Origin of the sequence: Clostridium felsineum DSM 794, from assembly GCF_002006355.2 — a bacterium.
Classification (GTDB): Bacteria; Bacillota; Clostridia; order Clostridiales; family Clostridiaceae; genus Clostridium_S; species Clostridium_S felsineum.
The window spans coordinates 3,146,437-3,162,721 of record NZ_CP096980.1 but is presented as its reverse complement, the minus strand read 5'-3'; the positions used below and the strand labels follow the sequence as shown (position 1 = coordinate 3,162,721).

At 28.7% G+C, this 16,285-nt stretch carries 17 protein-coding genes; 11 read left to right on the top strand and 6 right to left on the bottom strand.

Features of this window, described 5'->3' with window-relative positions:
- Positions 1 to 193 precede the first annotated feature (193 nt).
- On the bottom strand, positions 194 to 1,054 hold the full coding sequence (locus tag CLFE_RS15065) for a LysR family transcriptional regulator (RefSeq protein WP_077892803.1): 861 nt from the start codon (positions 1,052 to 1,054) through the stop codon (positions 194 to 196).
- A 146-nt stretch (positions 1,055 to 1,200) separates the two neighbouring features.
- Here CLFE_RS15065 and CLFE_RS15060 point away from each other — a divergent pair, with 146 nt between their 5' ends.
- From CLFE_RS15060 to CLFE_RS15025, 8 genes are all read left to right on the top strand, one after another.
- Entirely contained in the window at positions 1,201 to 2,931 is a 1,731-nt protein-coding gene (locus tag CLFE_RS15060) for an ABC transporter ATP-binding protein (RefSeq protein WP_077892804.1), read from the top strand.
- Complete coding sequence (locus CLFE_RS15055; RefSeq protein ID WP_077834712.1) at positions 2,932 to 4,674, top strand: ABC transporter ATP-binding protein; 1,743 nt, start codon at positions 2,932 to 2,934, stop codon at positions 4,672 to 4,674.
- 90 nt (positions 4,675 to 4,764) lie between these two features.
- Positions 4,765 to 5,463, top strand: coding sequence for a response regulator transcription factor (locus tag CLFE_RS15050; RefSeq protein WP_077892805.1), 699 nt, complete (start codon positions 4,765 to 4,767; stop codon positions 5,461 to 5,463).
- Positions 5,464 to 5,489: 26 nt separating this feature from the next.
- A complete protein-coding gene (locus CLFE_RS15045) occupies positions 5,490 to 6,383 on the top strand; it encodes a sensor histidine kinase (RefSeq protein ID WP_077892976.1) in 894 nt (297 codons plus the stop codon).
- Between the two features lie 86 nt (positions 6,384 to 6,469).
- Positions 6,470 to 7,393 carry an ABC transporter ATP-binding protein gene (locus tag CLFE_RS15040; RefSeq protein WP_077892806.1) on the top strand — a complete coding sequence of 308 codons (924 nt, stop codon included), beginning with the start codon at positions 6,470 to 6,472 and terminating at the stop codon, positions 7,391 to 7,393.
- Positions 7,386 to 8,048, top strand: coding sequence for an ABC transporter permease (locus CLFE_RS15035; RefSeq protein WP_077834715.1), 663 nt, complete (start codon positions 7,386 to 7,388; stop codon positions 8,046 to 8,048). Before CLFE_RS15040 ends, CLFE_RS15035 begins: the two co-directional genes overlap by 8 nt.
- 11 nt (positions 8,049 to 8,059) lie before the next feature.
- Complete coding sequence (locus CLFE_RS15030) at positions 8,060 to 8,932, top strand: CPBP family intramembrane glutamic endopeptidase (RefSeq protein WP_077892807.1); 873 nt, start codon at positions 8,060 to 8,062, stop codon at positions 8,930 to 8,932.
- The gene (locus tag CLFE_RS15025; protein WP_077892808.1) at positions 8,919 to 9,344 is read left to right on the top strand and encodes a hypothetical protein; all 426 of its coding nucleotides are present in this window, start codon (positions 8,919 to 8,921) and stop codon (positions 9,342 to 9,344) included. Before CLFE_RS15030 ends, CLFE_RS15025 begins: the two co-directional genes overlap by 14 nt.
- An 81-nt stretch (positions 9,345 to 9,425) precedes the next feature.
- On the opposite strand, the gene argJ is transcribed toward CLFE_RS15025, so the two are convergent.
- Entirely contained in the window at positions 9,426 to 10,649 is a 1,224-nt protein-coding gene (argJ, locus tag CLFE_RS15020) for a bifunctional glutamate N-acetyltransferase/amino-acid acetyltransferase ArgJ (RefSeq protein ID WP_077892809.1), read from the bottom strand.
- A gap of 24 nt (positions 10,650 to 10,673) precedes the next feature.
- Positions 10,674 to 11,711: an N-acetyl-gamma-glutamyl-phosphate reductase gene (gene argC, locus CLFE_RS15015; protein WP_077851041.1), complete on the bottom strand. Its 1,038-nt coding sequence runs from the start codon at positions 11,709 to 11,711 to the stop codon at positions 10,674 to 10,676.
- A gap of 115 nt (positions 11,712 to 11,826) precedes the next feature.
- Here argC and argB point away from each other — a divergent pair, with 115 nt between their 5' ends.
- Together argB and CLFE_RS15005 are read left to right on the top strand one after the other, a co-directional pair.
- Complete coding sequence (argB, locus tag CLFE_RS15010; protein WP_307875816.1) at positions 11,827 to 12,744, top strand: acetylglutamate kinase; 918 nt, start codon at positions 11,827 to 11,829, stop codon at positions 12,742 to 12,744.
- Positions 12,726 to 13,886 carry an aspartate aminotransferase family protein gene (locus CLFE_RS15005; protein WP_077892810.1) on the top strand — a complete coding sequence of 387 codons (1,161 nt, stop codon included), beginning with the start codon at positions 12,726 to 12,728 and terminating at the stop codon, positions 13,884 to 13,886. The genes argB and CLFE_RS15005 overlap by 19 nt, the downstream gene beginning before the upstream one ends.
- Before the next feature lie 58 nt (positions 13,887 to 13,944).
- On the opposite strand, the gene CLFE_RS15000 is transcribed toward CLFE_RS15005, so the two are convergent.
- Positions 13,945 to 14,193, bottom strand: coding sequence for a TIGR03905 family TSCPD domain-containing protein (locus CLFE_RS15000; RefSeq protein WP_077834723.1), 249 nt, complete (start codon positions 14,191 to 14,193; stop codon positions 13,945 to 13,947).
- A gap of 136 nt (positions 14,194 to 14,329) precedes the next feature.
- Here CLFE_RS15000 and CLFE_RS14995 point away from each other — a divergent pair, with 136 nt between their 5' ends.
- The gene (locus CLFE_RS14995; RefSeq protein ID WP_077892811.1) at positions 14,330 to 15,211 is read left to right on the top strand and encodes a YncE family protein; all 882 of its coding nucleotides are present in this window, start codon (positions 14,330 to 14,332) and stop codon (positions 15,209 to 15,211) included.
- On the opposite strand, the gene CLFE_RS14990 is transcribed toward CLFE_RS14995, so the two are convergent.
- Positions 15,208 to 15,735, bottom strand: a complete 528-nt coding sequence (locus tag CLFE_RS14990; protein WP_077834725.1) for a DUF4364 family protein — start codon at positions 15,733 to 15,735, stop codon at positions 15,208 to 15,210. The two genes, CLFE_RS14995 and CLFE_RS14990, sit on opposite strands and share 4 nt — an antisense overlap.
- Positions 15,736 to 15,957: 222 nt before the next feature.
- Positions 15,958 to 16,155, bottom strand: a complete 198-nt coding sequence (locus CLFE_RS14985) for a hypothetical protein (protein WP_077834726.1) — start codon at positions 16,153 to 16,155, stop codon at positions 15,958 to 15,960.
- Positions 16,156 to 16,285 lie beyond the last annotated feature (130 nt).

Genomic DNA, 16,285 nt, shown 5'->3' with positions numbered 1-16,285 from the left:
TCCTATGATGGTTTAAATAGGCAAAATTAACTTGTATTAAACTATTTTTACCGGTAATAATGCTAATCAAGGTTTTGCAATATTTATTGTTCTAATTATAGCAACATACAAGATATATATAAAATATTAAAAAAATATGTGTTATATATAAAAAATGTATATAACACATATTAATCAATTTTATAAAGATTATTTAAAGTTTAAACATTTCAAAAAAATTCTCTGCAGTAGAGGAAATGTAGCTATTTTTAGGCCATATAACAGCCAATTGTGTTGATAGTGATAAATCTTCTATTTCTTTGCATACCAAATTAGAATTTCCTAAAGAAACAACGGATTTTGGTGTAATAGCTATTCCTAATCCTGCGCTTGCCCATAGTAATGAGGTTCTTGCATCATCATTTTTACAAAATACCTTTGGGTGAAAGCCAGAATTTTCACAAGCTTCATATATAAGTTTTTCAAAGCGTCTATAAAAAATAAGTGGTTTATCATAAAGTTCATTGATTTTTGTAGTGCTCTTAGAACTATAATTGAAATCCGGATGCATTATAGCGGCCATTGGTTCACTAGGTAAATAAATACAGTTAAACCCGTAGGCATTAAAGGGTGTTCTAACAATGGCAAATTCAATTATACCTCTTTTTAGTATTTCAAGCAGTTCATAGGTATTACCTTCATGAATTTCAAAGTTTATTAAAGGATACTTCTCATGAAACTTTAAAAGTATGTTGTTTACAAGTGATGGACCAGAAGAGGAAACAGTTCCTATGGATAAAGTACCATGAGTACCATTTTTAAAATCATTTAATTCGTCTATGGTAGTTTGTGTTAAATTTAGTATTTGCTTTGCTCGATTATATAGCATAAGGCCTGCATCAGTTAATTTAATACTTCGACTTCCCCGCTCTACCAATTTCACGCCCAATTCATTTTCTAAGTTTTTAAGTTGATAACTTAGAGGTGGTTGAGCAATATGAAGCTTTTTAGCAGCAGTTGTTATCTTACCTTCTTCTGCAATAGTATAAAAATATCTTAGTTGTTTAATATCCACAAGATTTCTTCCTTCCATATAAAAAAAGTATATAGACAATATGTATTATGTATTTTTAATATATATTTCTATTTGATATAATAATAAAGGAAAGTTTACAAATATTCAATACAAAGTTTGTATTAGACATTTTAGGAGGTTAGGATTTGGTAAGATTATTGAAACTTTTAAAACCATATAGAAAACAAGTAGTATTAGGCCCAATTTTTAAATTAATTGAAGCAATACTTGAAATATCAATACCTACAATGATGGTATTAATAACAGACAAGGGAATAGGAATGAAGGATACAGGGTACATAGTTAGAGTAGGACTTATAATGCTTTTAATGGCAACACTTGGAGTCGCAGCCTCTTTTACATGTCAGTATTTTGCATCTATTGCATCACAGGGCTTTGGTACCATTTTAAGAAATGAATTATTTAAAAAAATAGGTACTTTTTCTTATAATGAAATTGATGAATTTGGTACACCTTCACTTATAAATCGTGTAACCAATGACGTAAATCAGCTTCAGCTTGCACTAGCAATGTTTATTAGACTTGCTATAAGGGTTCCTTTTTTATGCATAGGCGGAGTTATAATGGCAATGTTTTTAGATATAAAGCTCTCTAGTATAATGTATTTGTCTATTCCAATATTTGCATTTGTAGTATACCTTATAATGAGTAAATCACTTCCACTATATAAAGTGGTTCAAAAGAAACTTGATAATTTATCACTTATTTTAAGAGAAAATTTGTCAGGCATAAGAGTAATAAGAGCTTTTTCTAAGATGGAAAATGAAAAAGTTAGATTTAAAAAGTCAAATGAAGAGCTTACAGATGAAGTAATTGGAGTTGGAAAAATTTCAGCACTTATGAACCCTCTTACAAGTATAATAATGAATTTCGCTGTTTTAGCAATACTTTGGTTCGGAGGAAAAAGAGTATATTCGGGGGCAGTTACAAGAGGAAAAATAATAGCTTATATAAATTATACTAATCTTGTACTTTCAGCACTTATAATCGTGGCTAATTTAATTGTTACATTTACAAAAGCAGCAGCAAGTGCATCTAGGGTAGGAGAGGTTTTTAATACAGATTCAAGTATTACTTATAAAGATGAAAAAGATTTTAAACAAGAGAAAAATGGAGATTCAATTTTGAAATTTGATAATGTTTCATTTTCTTATAAAAACTCTAAGGAATTTGCAATAAGCGATATTTCTTTTGATATAAAAAGAGGACAAACTGTTGGCATAATTGGAGGAACAGGAGCTGGAAAAACTACACTTATAAACCTTATTCCCAGATTATACGATGCAAGCAAGGGAAAAGTTTTTATAAATGGAGTTGATGTTAAAAATTATCCTAAAACTTTACTTGAAAAGAAAATAGGAGTTGTACCTCAAAAGGCAATTTTATTTTCTGGAAGTATAAAGGAAAATATAAGTTGGGGAAAAGAGGGTGCTTCAATAGAGGAAATTAGAGAAGCTGCTAGAAAGGGTATGGCATCAGAATTTATAGAAAAATTGCCTAATAAATATGATACTAATATTTCTCAAGGAGGAGCTAATTTTTCAGGAGGACAAAAACAAAGACTTACTATATCAAGAGCATTAATAAAGAAACCTGAAATACTTATATTAGATGATAGTTTAAGTGCACTTGATTACGCAACAGATGCTGCTTTAAGAGAAGAATTAAAGAAAAATTCTAAGGAAATGACACTTATTATGGTTACACAAAGAATAAGTACCATAAAAAATGCTGATTTGATTATTGTTTTGGATGACGGTAGGGTAGCAGGAGTTGGAAATCATGAAGAGCTTTTAAAGGTGTCAGAGGTATATAAGGAAATATGTAATTCTCAACTTTCAAAGGAGGCTATGTAGATGAAAAAAGGTACTTTATTTAGATTAGCACGTTATGTAGGAAAATATAAAATGTACATGATTGTATCACTTATATTTGCGTTTATAAGTAACGTTCTTATTGCATTTATGCCGCTAATTGTTGGAAAGGGAATTGATAATATAATTTCCAAAGGGAAAGTTGATTTTAATAACCTACTTAGAATAATTTTAATTTTAGCTGTAGTATATGTAGTTAGCTCAATATTTACATGGCTTTTTACGGTTGTTGCTAATTTGTTAGCATATAATACTGTACGTGATTTGAGAAATGAAGCTTTAGGTAAAATAAGTACTTTGCCACTAAAATATTTTGATAGAAATCCACATGGAGATATAATGAGTAGGCTTACAAATGATATGGATGCTATTTCTGATGGACTTTTTCAAGGAATAACTCAATTTTATCCAGCTATAATAACAATAGTAAGTTCTATTATTCTTATGTTAGTTTTAAGCATAAAGCTTACACTAGTAATAATATTAATGACGCCATTATGTTTTTTTATAGCTACATTTATTACAAAGAGATCAAATAAGATGTTTAAACAACAGCAAAATACAGTGGGTGAGTTAAATGGATATATAGAAGAAATTATAGGTAATCAAAAGGTAGTTAGATTATTTGGTTATGAAAAAAGAGCAGAAGAAAATTTTTCTGAAATAAATTCAAGATTATATAATTGTGGTAGACTTGCACAATTTTATTCATCACTTACAAACCCCTCAACAAGATATGTAAATAATATGACATATGTACTAGTAGGTGTTGTAGGAGGACTTTTAGCGGTTTTAAGTGGTTTAAGCATTGGAACAATTTCAAGTTTCTTAACTTACTCCACACAGTTTTCACAGCCCATAAATAATGTAACAGGTGTTGCAACTCAACTTCAAGCAGCAATTGCATCGGCTGAAAGAGTATTTTCAATTTTAGATGAAATTCCGGAAAAAAGTGATAGTGAAAAAACTGAAGTTCTTAAAAAGTGTGAGGGAAATGTTCAGTTTAATAATGTATCTTTTTCTTATAATAAAAAACAGCCTCTTGTTGAAAATTTTAGTGTAGACATAAAGAAGGGAAGTACTATAGCAATTGTGGGACCAACAGGTGCTGGAAAAACAACTATGGTTAATCTTTTAATGAGGTTTTATGATATAGATGGCGGCAAGATAACCATAGATGGTATAGATATAAATGAAATGAAAAGAAAAGATGTTAGAAGTTTATTTGGCATGGTTCTTCAAGATACTTGGCTTTTTGAAGGAACTATAAAAGAAAATATAGCTTATGGAAAAGAAAATGCATCACTTAAAGAGGTTGAAGAGGCAGCAAAAGGAGCATATATACACAGCTTTATTAAAAGACTTTCTGATGGATATGAAACAAGAATAACGGAATCAGGTGGTAATCTTTCAGAGGGGCAAAAACAGCTTTTAACTATAGCACGTGTAATGCTTATAAATCCACCAATGCTTATACTAGATGAGGCAACTAGTAGTGTTGATACAAGAACTGAAATAAAAATACAAAATGCATTCCTTAAAATGATGGAAGGACGTACAAGCTTTGTAATTGCACATAGGCTTTCGACTATTAGAGATGCGGATTTGATTTTGGTTATGAAAAATGGCCATATAGTAGAAAGAGGTAAACATGAAGAGCTTCTTTTAAATAAGAATGGATTATATAGAGAAATTTATGAAAGTCAATTTAAAAATGCTATGTAATTAAAAGATAGGGTTTCTAGGTTAAGTTTAACTTAGAGGCCCTCTTTTGTATTATAATGTATTATAGAAATTAAAAGGAGAGTATTTTTTATGAATAATAAAATTTTAATTATAGAGGATGATAAAGAAATAAGTGAAATGCTTAAAAGTTACTTAGTAAATGAAGGCTTTGTAATTTGCACAGCTTTTGACGGAGAAGAAGGAATTTTGAAATTCTTAAAAAAAGAGTTTGACTTAATTATTTTAGATATAATGCTTCCTAAGCTAGATGGTATGGAGGTTTTAAATGTAATACGAAAGAAAAGTACAGTTCCAGTTTTAATAATGTCTGCAAAGGATACAGATGTGGACAAAGCTTTAGGATTAGGTTTTGGAGCTGATGATTATATAGCCAAGCCGTTTTCTATGATAGAAATTTTAGCAAGGATCAAAGCAGCTATAAGAAGGGCTACTAGATATTCTAAGGACACAATAAAAGAACAGTGTACCATAGAAATTGGAGATTTAATTATAAATATAAATGATTTTTCGGTAAATAAAAGAGGACAAAAGGTTCAGCTTACTTCAAAGGAATTTGAAATTTTAAAGCTATTTTGCAAAAATCCTAAGAGAGTTTTCACCAAAGCTCAAGTATATAGTGAGGTATGGGAGGATGAGTATTATGGAGACGATAATGTTATAAATGTCTATATTAGAAGGTTAAGAGAAAAGATTGAGGATGATCCCTCAAAACCTAAATATATCAAAACGCTGTGGGGAATAGGGTACAAAATGGGTGATTTAAAGTGATTATTTTATGTGCTATTATTTTCTGTATGATTTTTATTATAGTGCTTCAATATAAATCTCTTAGAAAAATAAAAAATGATTTGATATATATTAGGGATAAACTAAATAAAATTGATCTAGAAAAAACAGAAGAAAAGATACTTTTATTTTCTGATGACAAGCAGATAAAAGGGCTTCTTAATGAAATAAATAAAATACTTATTCACTCTAGAGAAATTTCTGCAAGACATAGAAAAATAGAAATATCAATGAAAAAAATGCTTTCAAATATTTCACATGATTTAAAGACACCCCTTACAGTCATATTGGGATATTTGGAGACAATGAAACTTAATAAGGACATTGATACAGAGAAAAGAGAAGTTATGTTATCAAAGGCACATAGAAAAACCGAGGAACTGACAGTACTTATTAATAAGTTCTTTGATTTAGCTAAACTTGAAGCCGGTGACAAAAAGCTTCCTATAAGTAGAGTTAATATGTCTGAGATTTGCAGAAAAAATATATTAAATTATTATGATATTTTGATGAAGGATGAAATAGAAGTAAATATAAGTATTCCTGAAACAGATATTTACGCTCATGGTAATGAAGAGGCAATAAATAGAATTTTAAACAATCTTATATCCAACGCAGTTAAATATGGGAGAGAGGGAAAAATATTAGGTTTAAAATTATATTTTGATGAAAAGTATGTATATACTGAAGTTTTTGATAAGGGATGTGGAATTGATGAAATTAATAAAGGGAGAGTTTTCGAGAGGATGTACACTTTGGAGGATTCTAGAAATAAATATTATAAAGGAAGTGGACTAGGACTCACAATAACTAAAAGGTTAATAGAGAAGCTAGGTGGAAACATTGAACTCTATAGTAAGCCTTATGAAAAAACTAGTTTCATTTTCAGTTTGCCTAAATAAACTTAAGGATTATGTAAGATTTAAGTAATAAAAAAGAAAACATAATATAATACAATAAAACTATAAAGGAAAGGGAGTGAGGATTCATGAATTACGTTATAAGAACAGTTAATGTAACTAAGAGCTTTAAAGAAAGAAATGCTGTAGAGGATGTTAGCATGAATATAAAAAAAGGTGAAATATATGCTCTTTTAGGCGAAAACGGTGCAGGTAAAACTACGCTTATGAAAATGATAACAAATTTAATAAGACCTTCAATAGGTGAAATTGAAATATTCGGAGAAAAATTAAGTGTGAAATCCTTTGAAATTTTAAAAAGAATGGGACAAATAATAGAATATCCTGTATTTTACAACAAACTGACAGCTAAAGAAAATATAGAGCTTCACTTAGAATATATGGGATACTATGATGAAAGAACTATTGATGAAATATTTAAGCTAGTTCATCTTGAAGAGAATAAAGATAAAAAAGTTAGAGAATTTTCTTTAGGTATGAAACAAAGACTTGGAATTGCTAGAGCTATTTCCACAAGACCAGAAATTTTGATTTTAGATGAACCAATTAATGGACTTGATCCAGTGGGGGTTAAGGAAATAAGGGAATTACTTAAGAAGATTTCAAAAGAATACGGTATGACCATTTTAATTTCTAGTCATATTTTAGGTGAAATAGAAAGATTGGCTGATAAAGTAGGTATAATGGAAAAAGGGAGGCTTCATAAAGAGGTTACCATTGAGTCTATACGAGAGAAGAACTTAGAATATATTGAGTTAGTAACGAAGGACATTAGAAAAGCTGCGTATATATTAACAAACGATTTGAAGATATCTAATTTTAAGATTTTAGATAATAATTCAATAAAAATTTATGATCTTAATATACCTCAAAATGTTATTTCAAAAACACTTATTTTAAATGATATAAATATAGAATCTATTATAAGAAAAAAAAGCAACCTTGAAGATTATTTTCTTAAAACTCTTAGAAAGGAGGATTATAATGTTTAAACTTATAAAGCTAGAAGTAAAAAAATATAAAATGAAAAGTTATTTAAAGGCACTGTTAATAGCAATTATAATAATAAATTTAGTAATGCTTCAAGTAATAGCTGAAGGAAATAAATCTACGTTAAATACCTATGTTTTAGGAGAAACACTTGTCCAAGGAGTTTTTATGATATTTTCTTCGGTTCTTATATCAAATATTATTGTGGGCGAGTATAATAGTAAAACTATAAATTTGATGTTCATGTATCCTATTAAAAGAAAAAATATAATATTATCAAAGCTTTTTTTAATAAGTTTATTCATATTTATAGCTATGATTATAGGAAATATTTCATTGTACCTTAATTATTATATATTTCATATGGTTACAAAAGTAAGTTTACCTATGATAAGTTTGAGTGGTCTATTTTGGATTGTTTTGGATTCTCTTGTATTTACAATTTTAAGCTTGTTTCCGGTATATATAGGAGTAAAATATAAGAAAACTCAACTTACCATTGTATCAGGAATTATTCTTACAAGTCTTCTTAATAGTGATATACAAGGTTTTAATTTAGCATCAATTAAAATTATTTCTATTATGTTAACTCTAATTAGCTTATTATTTATAGTACTTGCTATAAGGGTATTTGAAAATGAAGATTTTGTGAGTTAGAGGTGAATTGAGTGAAGAGAAAAAAATATATAGGACTGTATATATTATTTGTATTATTAATTACATGGTGTGTAACTTTAGCTTTGTTTATAAATTATAAGGTGGGACAGAAGTTTTTCTTTAGTATAATGTATATTCCAGGTATTTTAGCTTTCATTTTTAATATTATAGAGTATAAAAATATAAAAAAGACTTGTGAGGTTTTTACTAAAAAAATAAATAAAAAGGCAGTGCTATTTAGTATATTTTATCCAATAGCAGTTGTATTCCTATGCTCTTTTATTGTATATATGTTAGGGATAGGTGTAATTCAAAGTAGGGTAAACACTGAAAGCTTAGGGAAATTGGTTGCTAATGGGAAAATACTCTTTAGAAGAGATATAATAGTCCTCATAGTGGCTAGTATAATGACAATACCTGATGCATTAGGAGAAGAATATGGTTGGAGAGGGTATCTTTTAAAAGAATCAACATTTGAATTTGGAACGACAAAATCAGTTATAATAGTTGGAGTTGTATGGGCGCTTTATCATGTACCAATAGTATTTTTACTAGCAAAATATTCAGGAATATCAAATCCATTTTTACTTTGTTTAGTGCAGGGGTTAGCAGCATTTGCCTTTAGTTTTCCAGAAGCTTATTCTTTTTATTTATCAGGTAATGTACTTCTGCCAGTAATCCTTCATGCAGTATGGAATTCTATAAATGTTATGGTCTTAGGTGACATATATAAGAATGAGCATGGAATTATGAGTGGTAAGTTGTTACTTATTAATGGAGAGGGGATAATAGGAGTTGTATTAGGTATAATTTTAATATTCGTATTTATTAGAGTATTTAAAAAGAAGGAAGATAATTGTGGAGAGAAATATGCTGATCAATAAAGTTGGATATTGGATGATCTTAATTTTTGAAGTGCTATTTATAGTTGTGATATTATATGCAATATTTATCGGATGGAGAGATTTCAATATAGTTAAGAATAGATTTTCTAAAAAGGTAAATATAATAATTAATGTAATTGCAACTGTTATTTTGTTGGTAATTGAGATGTTTATAATTCCTGATGCAGTTAGTTATTGCAAAGATATACCTGCGTTTATAATGAAAAATTATAAAGTTGAGGTGGGTAGTATATCTGATAGAATCGAGGAAAGATGTTATGATATTATATATATTAACAATTTTGAGTTAGAAGGTGTTGTGGATTACAAAGATATGGAGTATTATAGAAAATTTAAATTTTACTATTTACCAAATACACATAGGATAATACAATATGAAGGGATTAAATAATATTAATTTATTTTAAATAGTATGAATATTTTAAAAGAAGTAGTTTACAAATTAACTACTCCTTTTAATTTTTATCTAAAACTAAGATCTATAACTTCCGTTAATTTTTACATAATCGTATGTTAAATCACAGCCCCAAGCAGTGGCATTAAACTCACCATCATTTAAATCAACCTCTATTACTACATGCTCACCATCTAATATTTTTTTAGCAGCCTCTTCGTCAAAATTTAACCCTGCACCCTTTAAACAGGTTTCAACCTTTGAATCAGCATTGGAGAAGGAAATATCTACTTTAGAAGGATCAATATCAGCCCCGCTGTAGCCTAGAGCACAAATAATTCGACCCCAGTTAGCATCACTGCCAAACATCGCAGCTTTTACAAGGCTTGAAGTTATTACTGATTTTGCAGCTATCTTAGCAGTTTTTGAGGAAGGAGCATTAAAAACTTTTGCTTCAACTAATTTTGTGGCACCTTCCCCATCACTTGCCATCATTTTTGAGATTTCTACATTTACATAGTGTAGAGCCTTTTTAAATATTTCATAATCGGAATTTTCTTCAGAGATAAGTGTGTTATTGGCAGATCCGTTTGCAAGAACTAAAGCCATATCGTTAGTGCTGGTATCTCTATCTACAGAAATCATGTTATAAGAATCCTTAACACTATCTTTTAAAGCTTTATTTAACATATCCTTTGTAATATTTGCATCTGTTAATATAAAGCTTAGCATTGTTGCCATGTTTGGATGAATCATTCCTGAACCCTTTGCAATAGCTGCGATTTTAACACTTTTCCCGTTAAGCATTAACTCAATACATATTGTTTTTTGTACTGTATCAGTGGTCATTATAGCCTTAATAGCAGCTTCAGCATTGCTTTCTTTTTTGGAAAAAGCTTTATCTATTCCAAAGATAACTTTATCAATAGGAAGAGGAACACCTATTACACCGGTAGAAGCAACTAAAACCTCTTCTGGCTTTATGTTTAAGTGTTTTGCAGTACATTCTGCCATCATATAGGCTTTTTCATAGCCATCATCTCCAGTACAAGCATTTGCATTTCCACTATTTGCAACTATAGCATATATATTTTCTGATTTTATATGTTTTAAATCCAAAAGAACAGGTGCAGCCTTAACTTTATTTGTAGTAAAGGTTCCAGCAGCGATGCAAGGTTTTTCACTATAAATTAAGCATAAATCTTCTTTGTTATTTTTCTTAACGCCTGAGGAAATCCCTACTACTTTAAAGTAAGGTATACTTTCAATACTTTTATTTTTTAATACATTTATTGTGTTCATAACATAGCCTTCTTTCATAAGATATTAAGGAAACATAGGGGTTAAATTTATTCCAGTTTGTTCAGGTAGACCATACATTATATTCATATTTTGAACAGCTTGGCTGGCAGCACCCTTCATTAAATTATCAATAGCAGAAAAAACTATTATTTTATTAGTTCTTTGGTCTATTCTAATTCCTATATCACAATAATTAGAGTTTTTTACCCACCTTGTTTCTGGAAGTTTATCAATTATTCTTATAAAAAGTTCATTGTTATAAAACTCTTTATAAATACTATAAATTTCTTCTAATTTTATTTTTTTCTTTAAATTACTATAACATGCACAAAGTATTCCCCTGTTCATAGGTACTAAATGAGGAGTAAAGGTTAAAAGTATATTTTCGTTAGCTTCACAGCTAAGGGTTTGTTCTATTTCAGGTGTATGTCTATGGTGTGCATCTCCATAAGCTTTAATACTATCATTACACTCAATGAATAAATTATTAGTGGAAGCTTTTCTACCTGCACCGGAGACTCCAGATTTTGCATCAATTATTATAGAATTTGTATCTATAAGTTTATGCTTTAAAAGAGGAATAAGTGCAAGTGAAGAAGCTGTAGGATAACAGCCAGGATTTGCAATTAAGTTTGAGGTTTTAATTTTTTCTCTATAGATTTCAGAGAGACCATATACTGCATTTTTCAAAAGTTCTTTACCTTGATGAGTAATATTGTACCACTCTTCATAGGTTTCATAGGATTTGAGTCTATAGTCAGCACCTAAATCTATAACCTTAACGCCATTTTCTAGAGCTTTTTTTACAATAGAAAAAGTTTTTCCAGAAGGAAGTGCAGTAAAAAGAATATCTATGTTATCCAAATTATCGTAAACCTTGACAGTATCTATGCATAAATCTTCAATTATATTTGTAAAATTACCATAGGTTGAGCTAAATGGTGAGTTACCATAACTATGGGAGGCTAAAAAAACTAGATTTACATTTGGATGATTATTTAGTAACCATGTTAAAACCTCTCCAGCGTACCCTGTAGCACCTATTATACCGACTCTTATCATTATGATCACTCCAATTTATTTATTAGTTATTTTAATTATACATAAAAAAGCATAAATATTCAACAAATATTCATAAAAACCTTGAATAAGCGTAAAAAAATGTGTATAATTATTCATGTCAATAAAAATAAGGTTGGTGTTCAAAGTGGAAAATTTAGAAGAACCTATGGAAGAAACTTTATCGGAATTAAAAAAATATAAAGGAAAAACGTTTGTGATAAAGTATGGTGGAAGCATTATGAAAAATAAAAAAGCTGAAGATGCTTTTATAAAGGATATAAAGTACCTTAGAAAAGTGGGGATTAATATAGTTATAGTTCATGGAGGAGGTCCAGAAATTTCAAAGTGGCTAGATATTTCTGGTATAGAAACTAGTTTTGTTAATGGGCTTAGAGTTACAGATGAAAAAGTAATAGAGATAGTAGAGATGGTGCTTTCAGGAAAAATAAATAAAAGATTGTCACTTAAATTTAATTTAAATGGAGTTAATGCTGTTGGATTAAGCGGTGTTGATAATAAGCTTATAGAAGCTGAAAAAAAGTATGTATATAAAAATAGTGAAAAAATAGATATAGGATATGTTGGAAATGTAACTAATATAAATTCAGAATTCATAGAGGCACTTTTGAAAAATAATCAAGTACCTGTAATATCGCCAATAGGGTGTGATGTTGAGGGGAATATATATAATATAAATGCAGATTATGCAGCAGCATTTGTAAGTTCAGCTTTAGATGCAGAAAAACTTATAATATTAACAGATGTTGAGGGTGTTTACAAAAATATAAATGATCCACAAAGTATAATTCATAGAATGAATATTGATGATATTAATTATTATATTAAGGAACAAATAATTAAAGGTGGAATGATACCTAAAATTGAGTGTTGTGCTAGTGCAATAAAAAATGGTACTAAAAATGTACATCTTATAGATGGAAGAAATAATCATTGTCTTATAAATGATATTTTGAATTATAGTGGTACAATAATTTCTTATGGGAGTGGTATAAAATGTCAAAAAGCTATTTAATGAATACCTATGGAAGATTCGATGTTACATTTGAGAAAGGAGAAGGCACAAAGCTATATGATAAAGAGGGAAATGAATACCTAGATTTTGTATCTGGTGTAGCTGTAAATTGTTTAGGACATTGTAATCCAGTTATTGTGAACACAATTAAAGAACAAAGCAGCAAATTAATGCATATATCAAATTATTATTGGAACGAAAATGCTATGAAATTAACTGAAATTTTATGTAAAAATAGTGATTTTGATAAAGTTTTTATGTGTAATAGTGGTACAGAAGCAATTGAAGCAGGACTTAAACTTGCAAGAAAGTATGGAAGTATACATGGGGGGGAAGAAAAGAAGGAAATTATCTATATGGAAAATTCTTTTCACGGAAGAACAATGGGGGCTCTTTCGGTTACAGGTCAACCTAAATATCAAGAAAGTTTTAGACCTTTAATTGGTGATGTAAAAAGTGTTAAATTTAATGACGAACAAGATATAAAAATCAAAATAAGCAAAAATACAGCAGCTGTTATAGTTGAACCTATTCAAGGTGAGGGTGGCATAATTCCAGCTAAAAAAGAATATTTAAAGCTTCTTAGAGAATTGTGTGATGAAAACGGTGCTGTTTTAATATTTGATGAAGTACAATGTGGTATGGGAAGAACAGGAAAGCTGTTTGCTTATGAAAAATTTGGAGTAGTACCAGATATAGTGTGTATAGCAAAAGCTTTAGGTGGAGGTTTTCCAATAGGAGCAATGGTTGCAAAAGAAAATGTGGCAGCTTCTTTTGTACCAGGAGATCACGGAAATACATATGGAGGAAATCCGCTTGCGTGTGCAGTTGCCACTTCTGTGTTAGGTGAGCTTATAGATAAAAAAATTATTGAAGTGAATGTTAATGAAAAAAGTGGATACTTATTCGATAAATTAAAAAAATTGAAAGAAAAATATCACATTATAAGTGATGTTAGAGGTATGGGACTTTTAGTTGGAGTAGAAATAAAGTCAGATATTAAAAAAATAATAAATACATGTTTTGAAAATAAGCTTTTACTAATTACAGCAGGGGCGAATGTAATAAGATTTTTACCACCACTAAATGTAAGTTTTGAAGAAATAGATAAAGCATTAAGCATATTTGAAAAAGCATTGTAATAGCATAATAAAATAAATGGAGAATATAGACTTTTGTTTATATTCTCCATTTATTTTATTATGCATTATGTTTTAATTCTTCTAGCGCTTTTGAAAGTTGGTCAGGACAAGAAGTTCCCTTGCCGCGGCAGTCTATTCCTTTTAATCTTGTTATAGCATCATCAACAGACATGCCTTCTATTAATTTACTTACTCCTAAAGTGTTTCCAGGACAACCTCCTAAAAAATCAACTTTTTTTATTATATTATCCTCAACATCAAAGTGGATTTCTGAGGAGCAAACACCTTTTGTTTTATATATGTGCATTAATAATCAGTCCTTTCTTTATAGTTAATAGTACAAGCTAAATATACATTAAAAATATCATATATGTCAATATTACTATAACAATAACCATGGAAGTTTCATATTATATTTAATATGGAAAGGAAGTGGGAAAATTGTGAGTTTTATTTGTGTGTGTAATTCTGGTTCAGATGATTTATCTGTTATAGATTTGGATAATTTAAAAGAAAATTTTAGAATTGATTTGAGAATCCAAACCAGCAGAATTGGACCTCATGGTATTTTTAAGTATAAGGATAACATAGTAACAGCTAATACCTTTAGCAATACTTTGTCCTTTGTAAATTTAGAGAAAAAAGAAATTTATAAAAGTTGTTTTATAGGTATGCACTGTAATGATCTTAGAATAGTTAAAGAAAGTGCATATGTCATATGTGGTGATTCTAATAGTGTTATTAAATATAATTTTCAAGATGAAGTTATAGACGAAATGATATCCTGTGGATATATGCCACACAGTATAGATTTTAATGCTAAGAATAACATGTTTGTTACAGCAGATATGGGAAGTTCAAGTATTACAGTATTTAAAAAAAGTAGCCTCGGATATATAAATAGTATAAAAGTTGGAGAATATCCTACTAAGGCTATATTTACAGAGGATGGAGAAAAAGTTATAGTTTGTGAAAGTAATATGGGAACAGATTATAATGGAACTTTAAGTATAATACCATTAAATAATATAGAAAAAAAGAGAAGCGTTAAAGTTGGTAAATGGCCTGTGGATATTTTTTGCGACAATAAAATTTGTTTTGTTTCAAATTTTGGAGATGGCACTGTTAGTATAATTGATTTGGAAAAAATGAAGGAAATAAGAAAGATATATGTTGGAGGTATGCCAAGAGGGATAATAAAAAGAAATAATTTACTATATGTTGGAGACAGTTATAATAATAATCTTATTTGTATAGATATACACTCGGATACAAAAAAAATAATACCAATAGGAAATGAGCCTACAGGTATTATCTGCATTTAATCACTGGTGAGAAGATTTATTATTTTGTTGTATATTTCCGAAGAGGAACTTTTCCACTTGTTGCAAAGATCTCTAGCTTGTTTATTAGAAACAACATTTAATTTTATATCTATAAGTGTTATATCATTTTCGATAGCTCTTAAATCAACAATAAAGCTATTTTTATTAGCTATTGTGTAATCGGCTGTAACACTTATAGCATTTTTTATATTATGCAAATTCGATGATATATATTTATCTATTAAAGCTTTTTTATCCTGACTAAGTCTATTTATAAACAAGTTTAAAACTTTTGTACCTTTGTTTGTTATAGATACATTGTGTTTATTATCATTTTGCTGTAACTTGACAAAATCAGAAGATATGAGTTCAGAAATATACTGTTGAAGTATAAAATAATTCATAAAATTATTTTCGAGTATTATTTCTGTAAATTGATTTTTAGAAATTGGAAACTGTAATTTATGTAATATATAAAGCAAAAGAAGTTTGTTTTCAGCTAATTCTAAAGTGTCTTCAAACATCTTTTTTCCTCCTTAAGCACATTGTAAAAAAATGAATTTTTAGCTTTTTTATAAACTTTCTAACTTAACTAATAACTTAAATATATACCATAATACTTTGAAAATTGTAGTATTTAAACAGATTTAAGTAAAATTTAATACAGAAAGCTATAATTATCACCTTAATCATTATAACATAAAAAGCACCATATATAGGTGCTTTTTTTTATAAATAATAATTTATTATGTTAATTTATGTTTTATAGGAATCTTAACATCTTTTCTATCTCCAACAACATTATCTTTTTTATATTCTTTAAGTTTTGATTTTTGCAGGTCAACTTCTCTTGCCATATATCTATTTTGTATATTTAAGTCTTTTGAGGAGAACTCCTCCTTATGACCTCGTACATTAGTAAATGTTGTTTTTCTATTAGGCATGTTGTAACCTCCTTAATTATATTTGGTGAAATAAAATCAGGCATTTTGTCTTAGTTTCATTACATAGTTTTTGTGTTTTTTTTATATTCATTCATATATTTTTTTTTGCGGAATAAATTTGTATAGATGC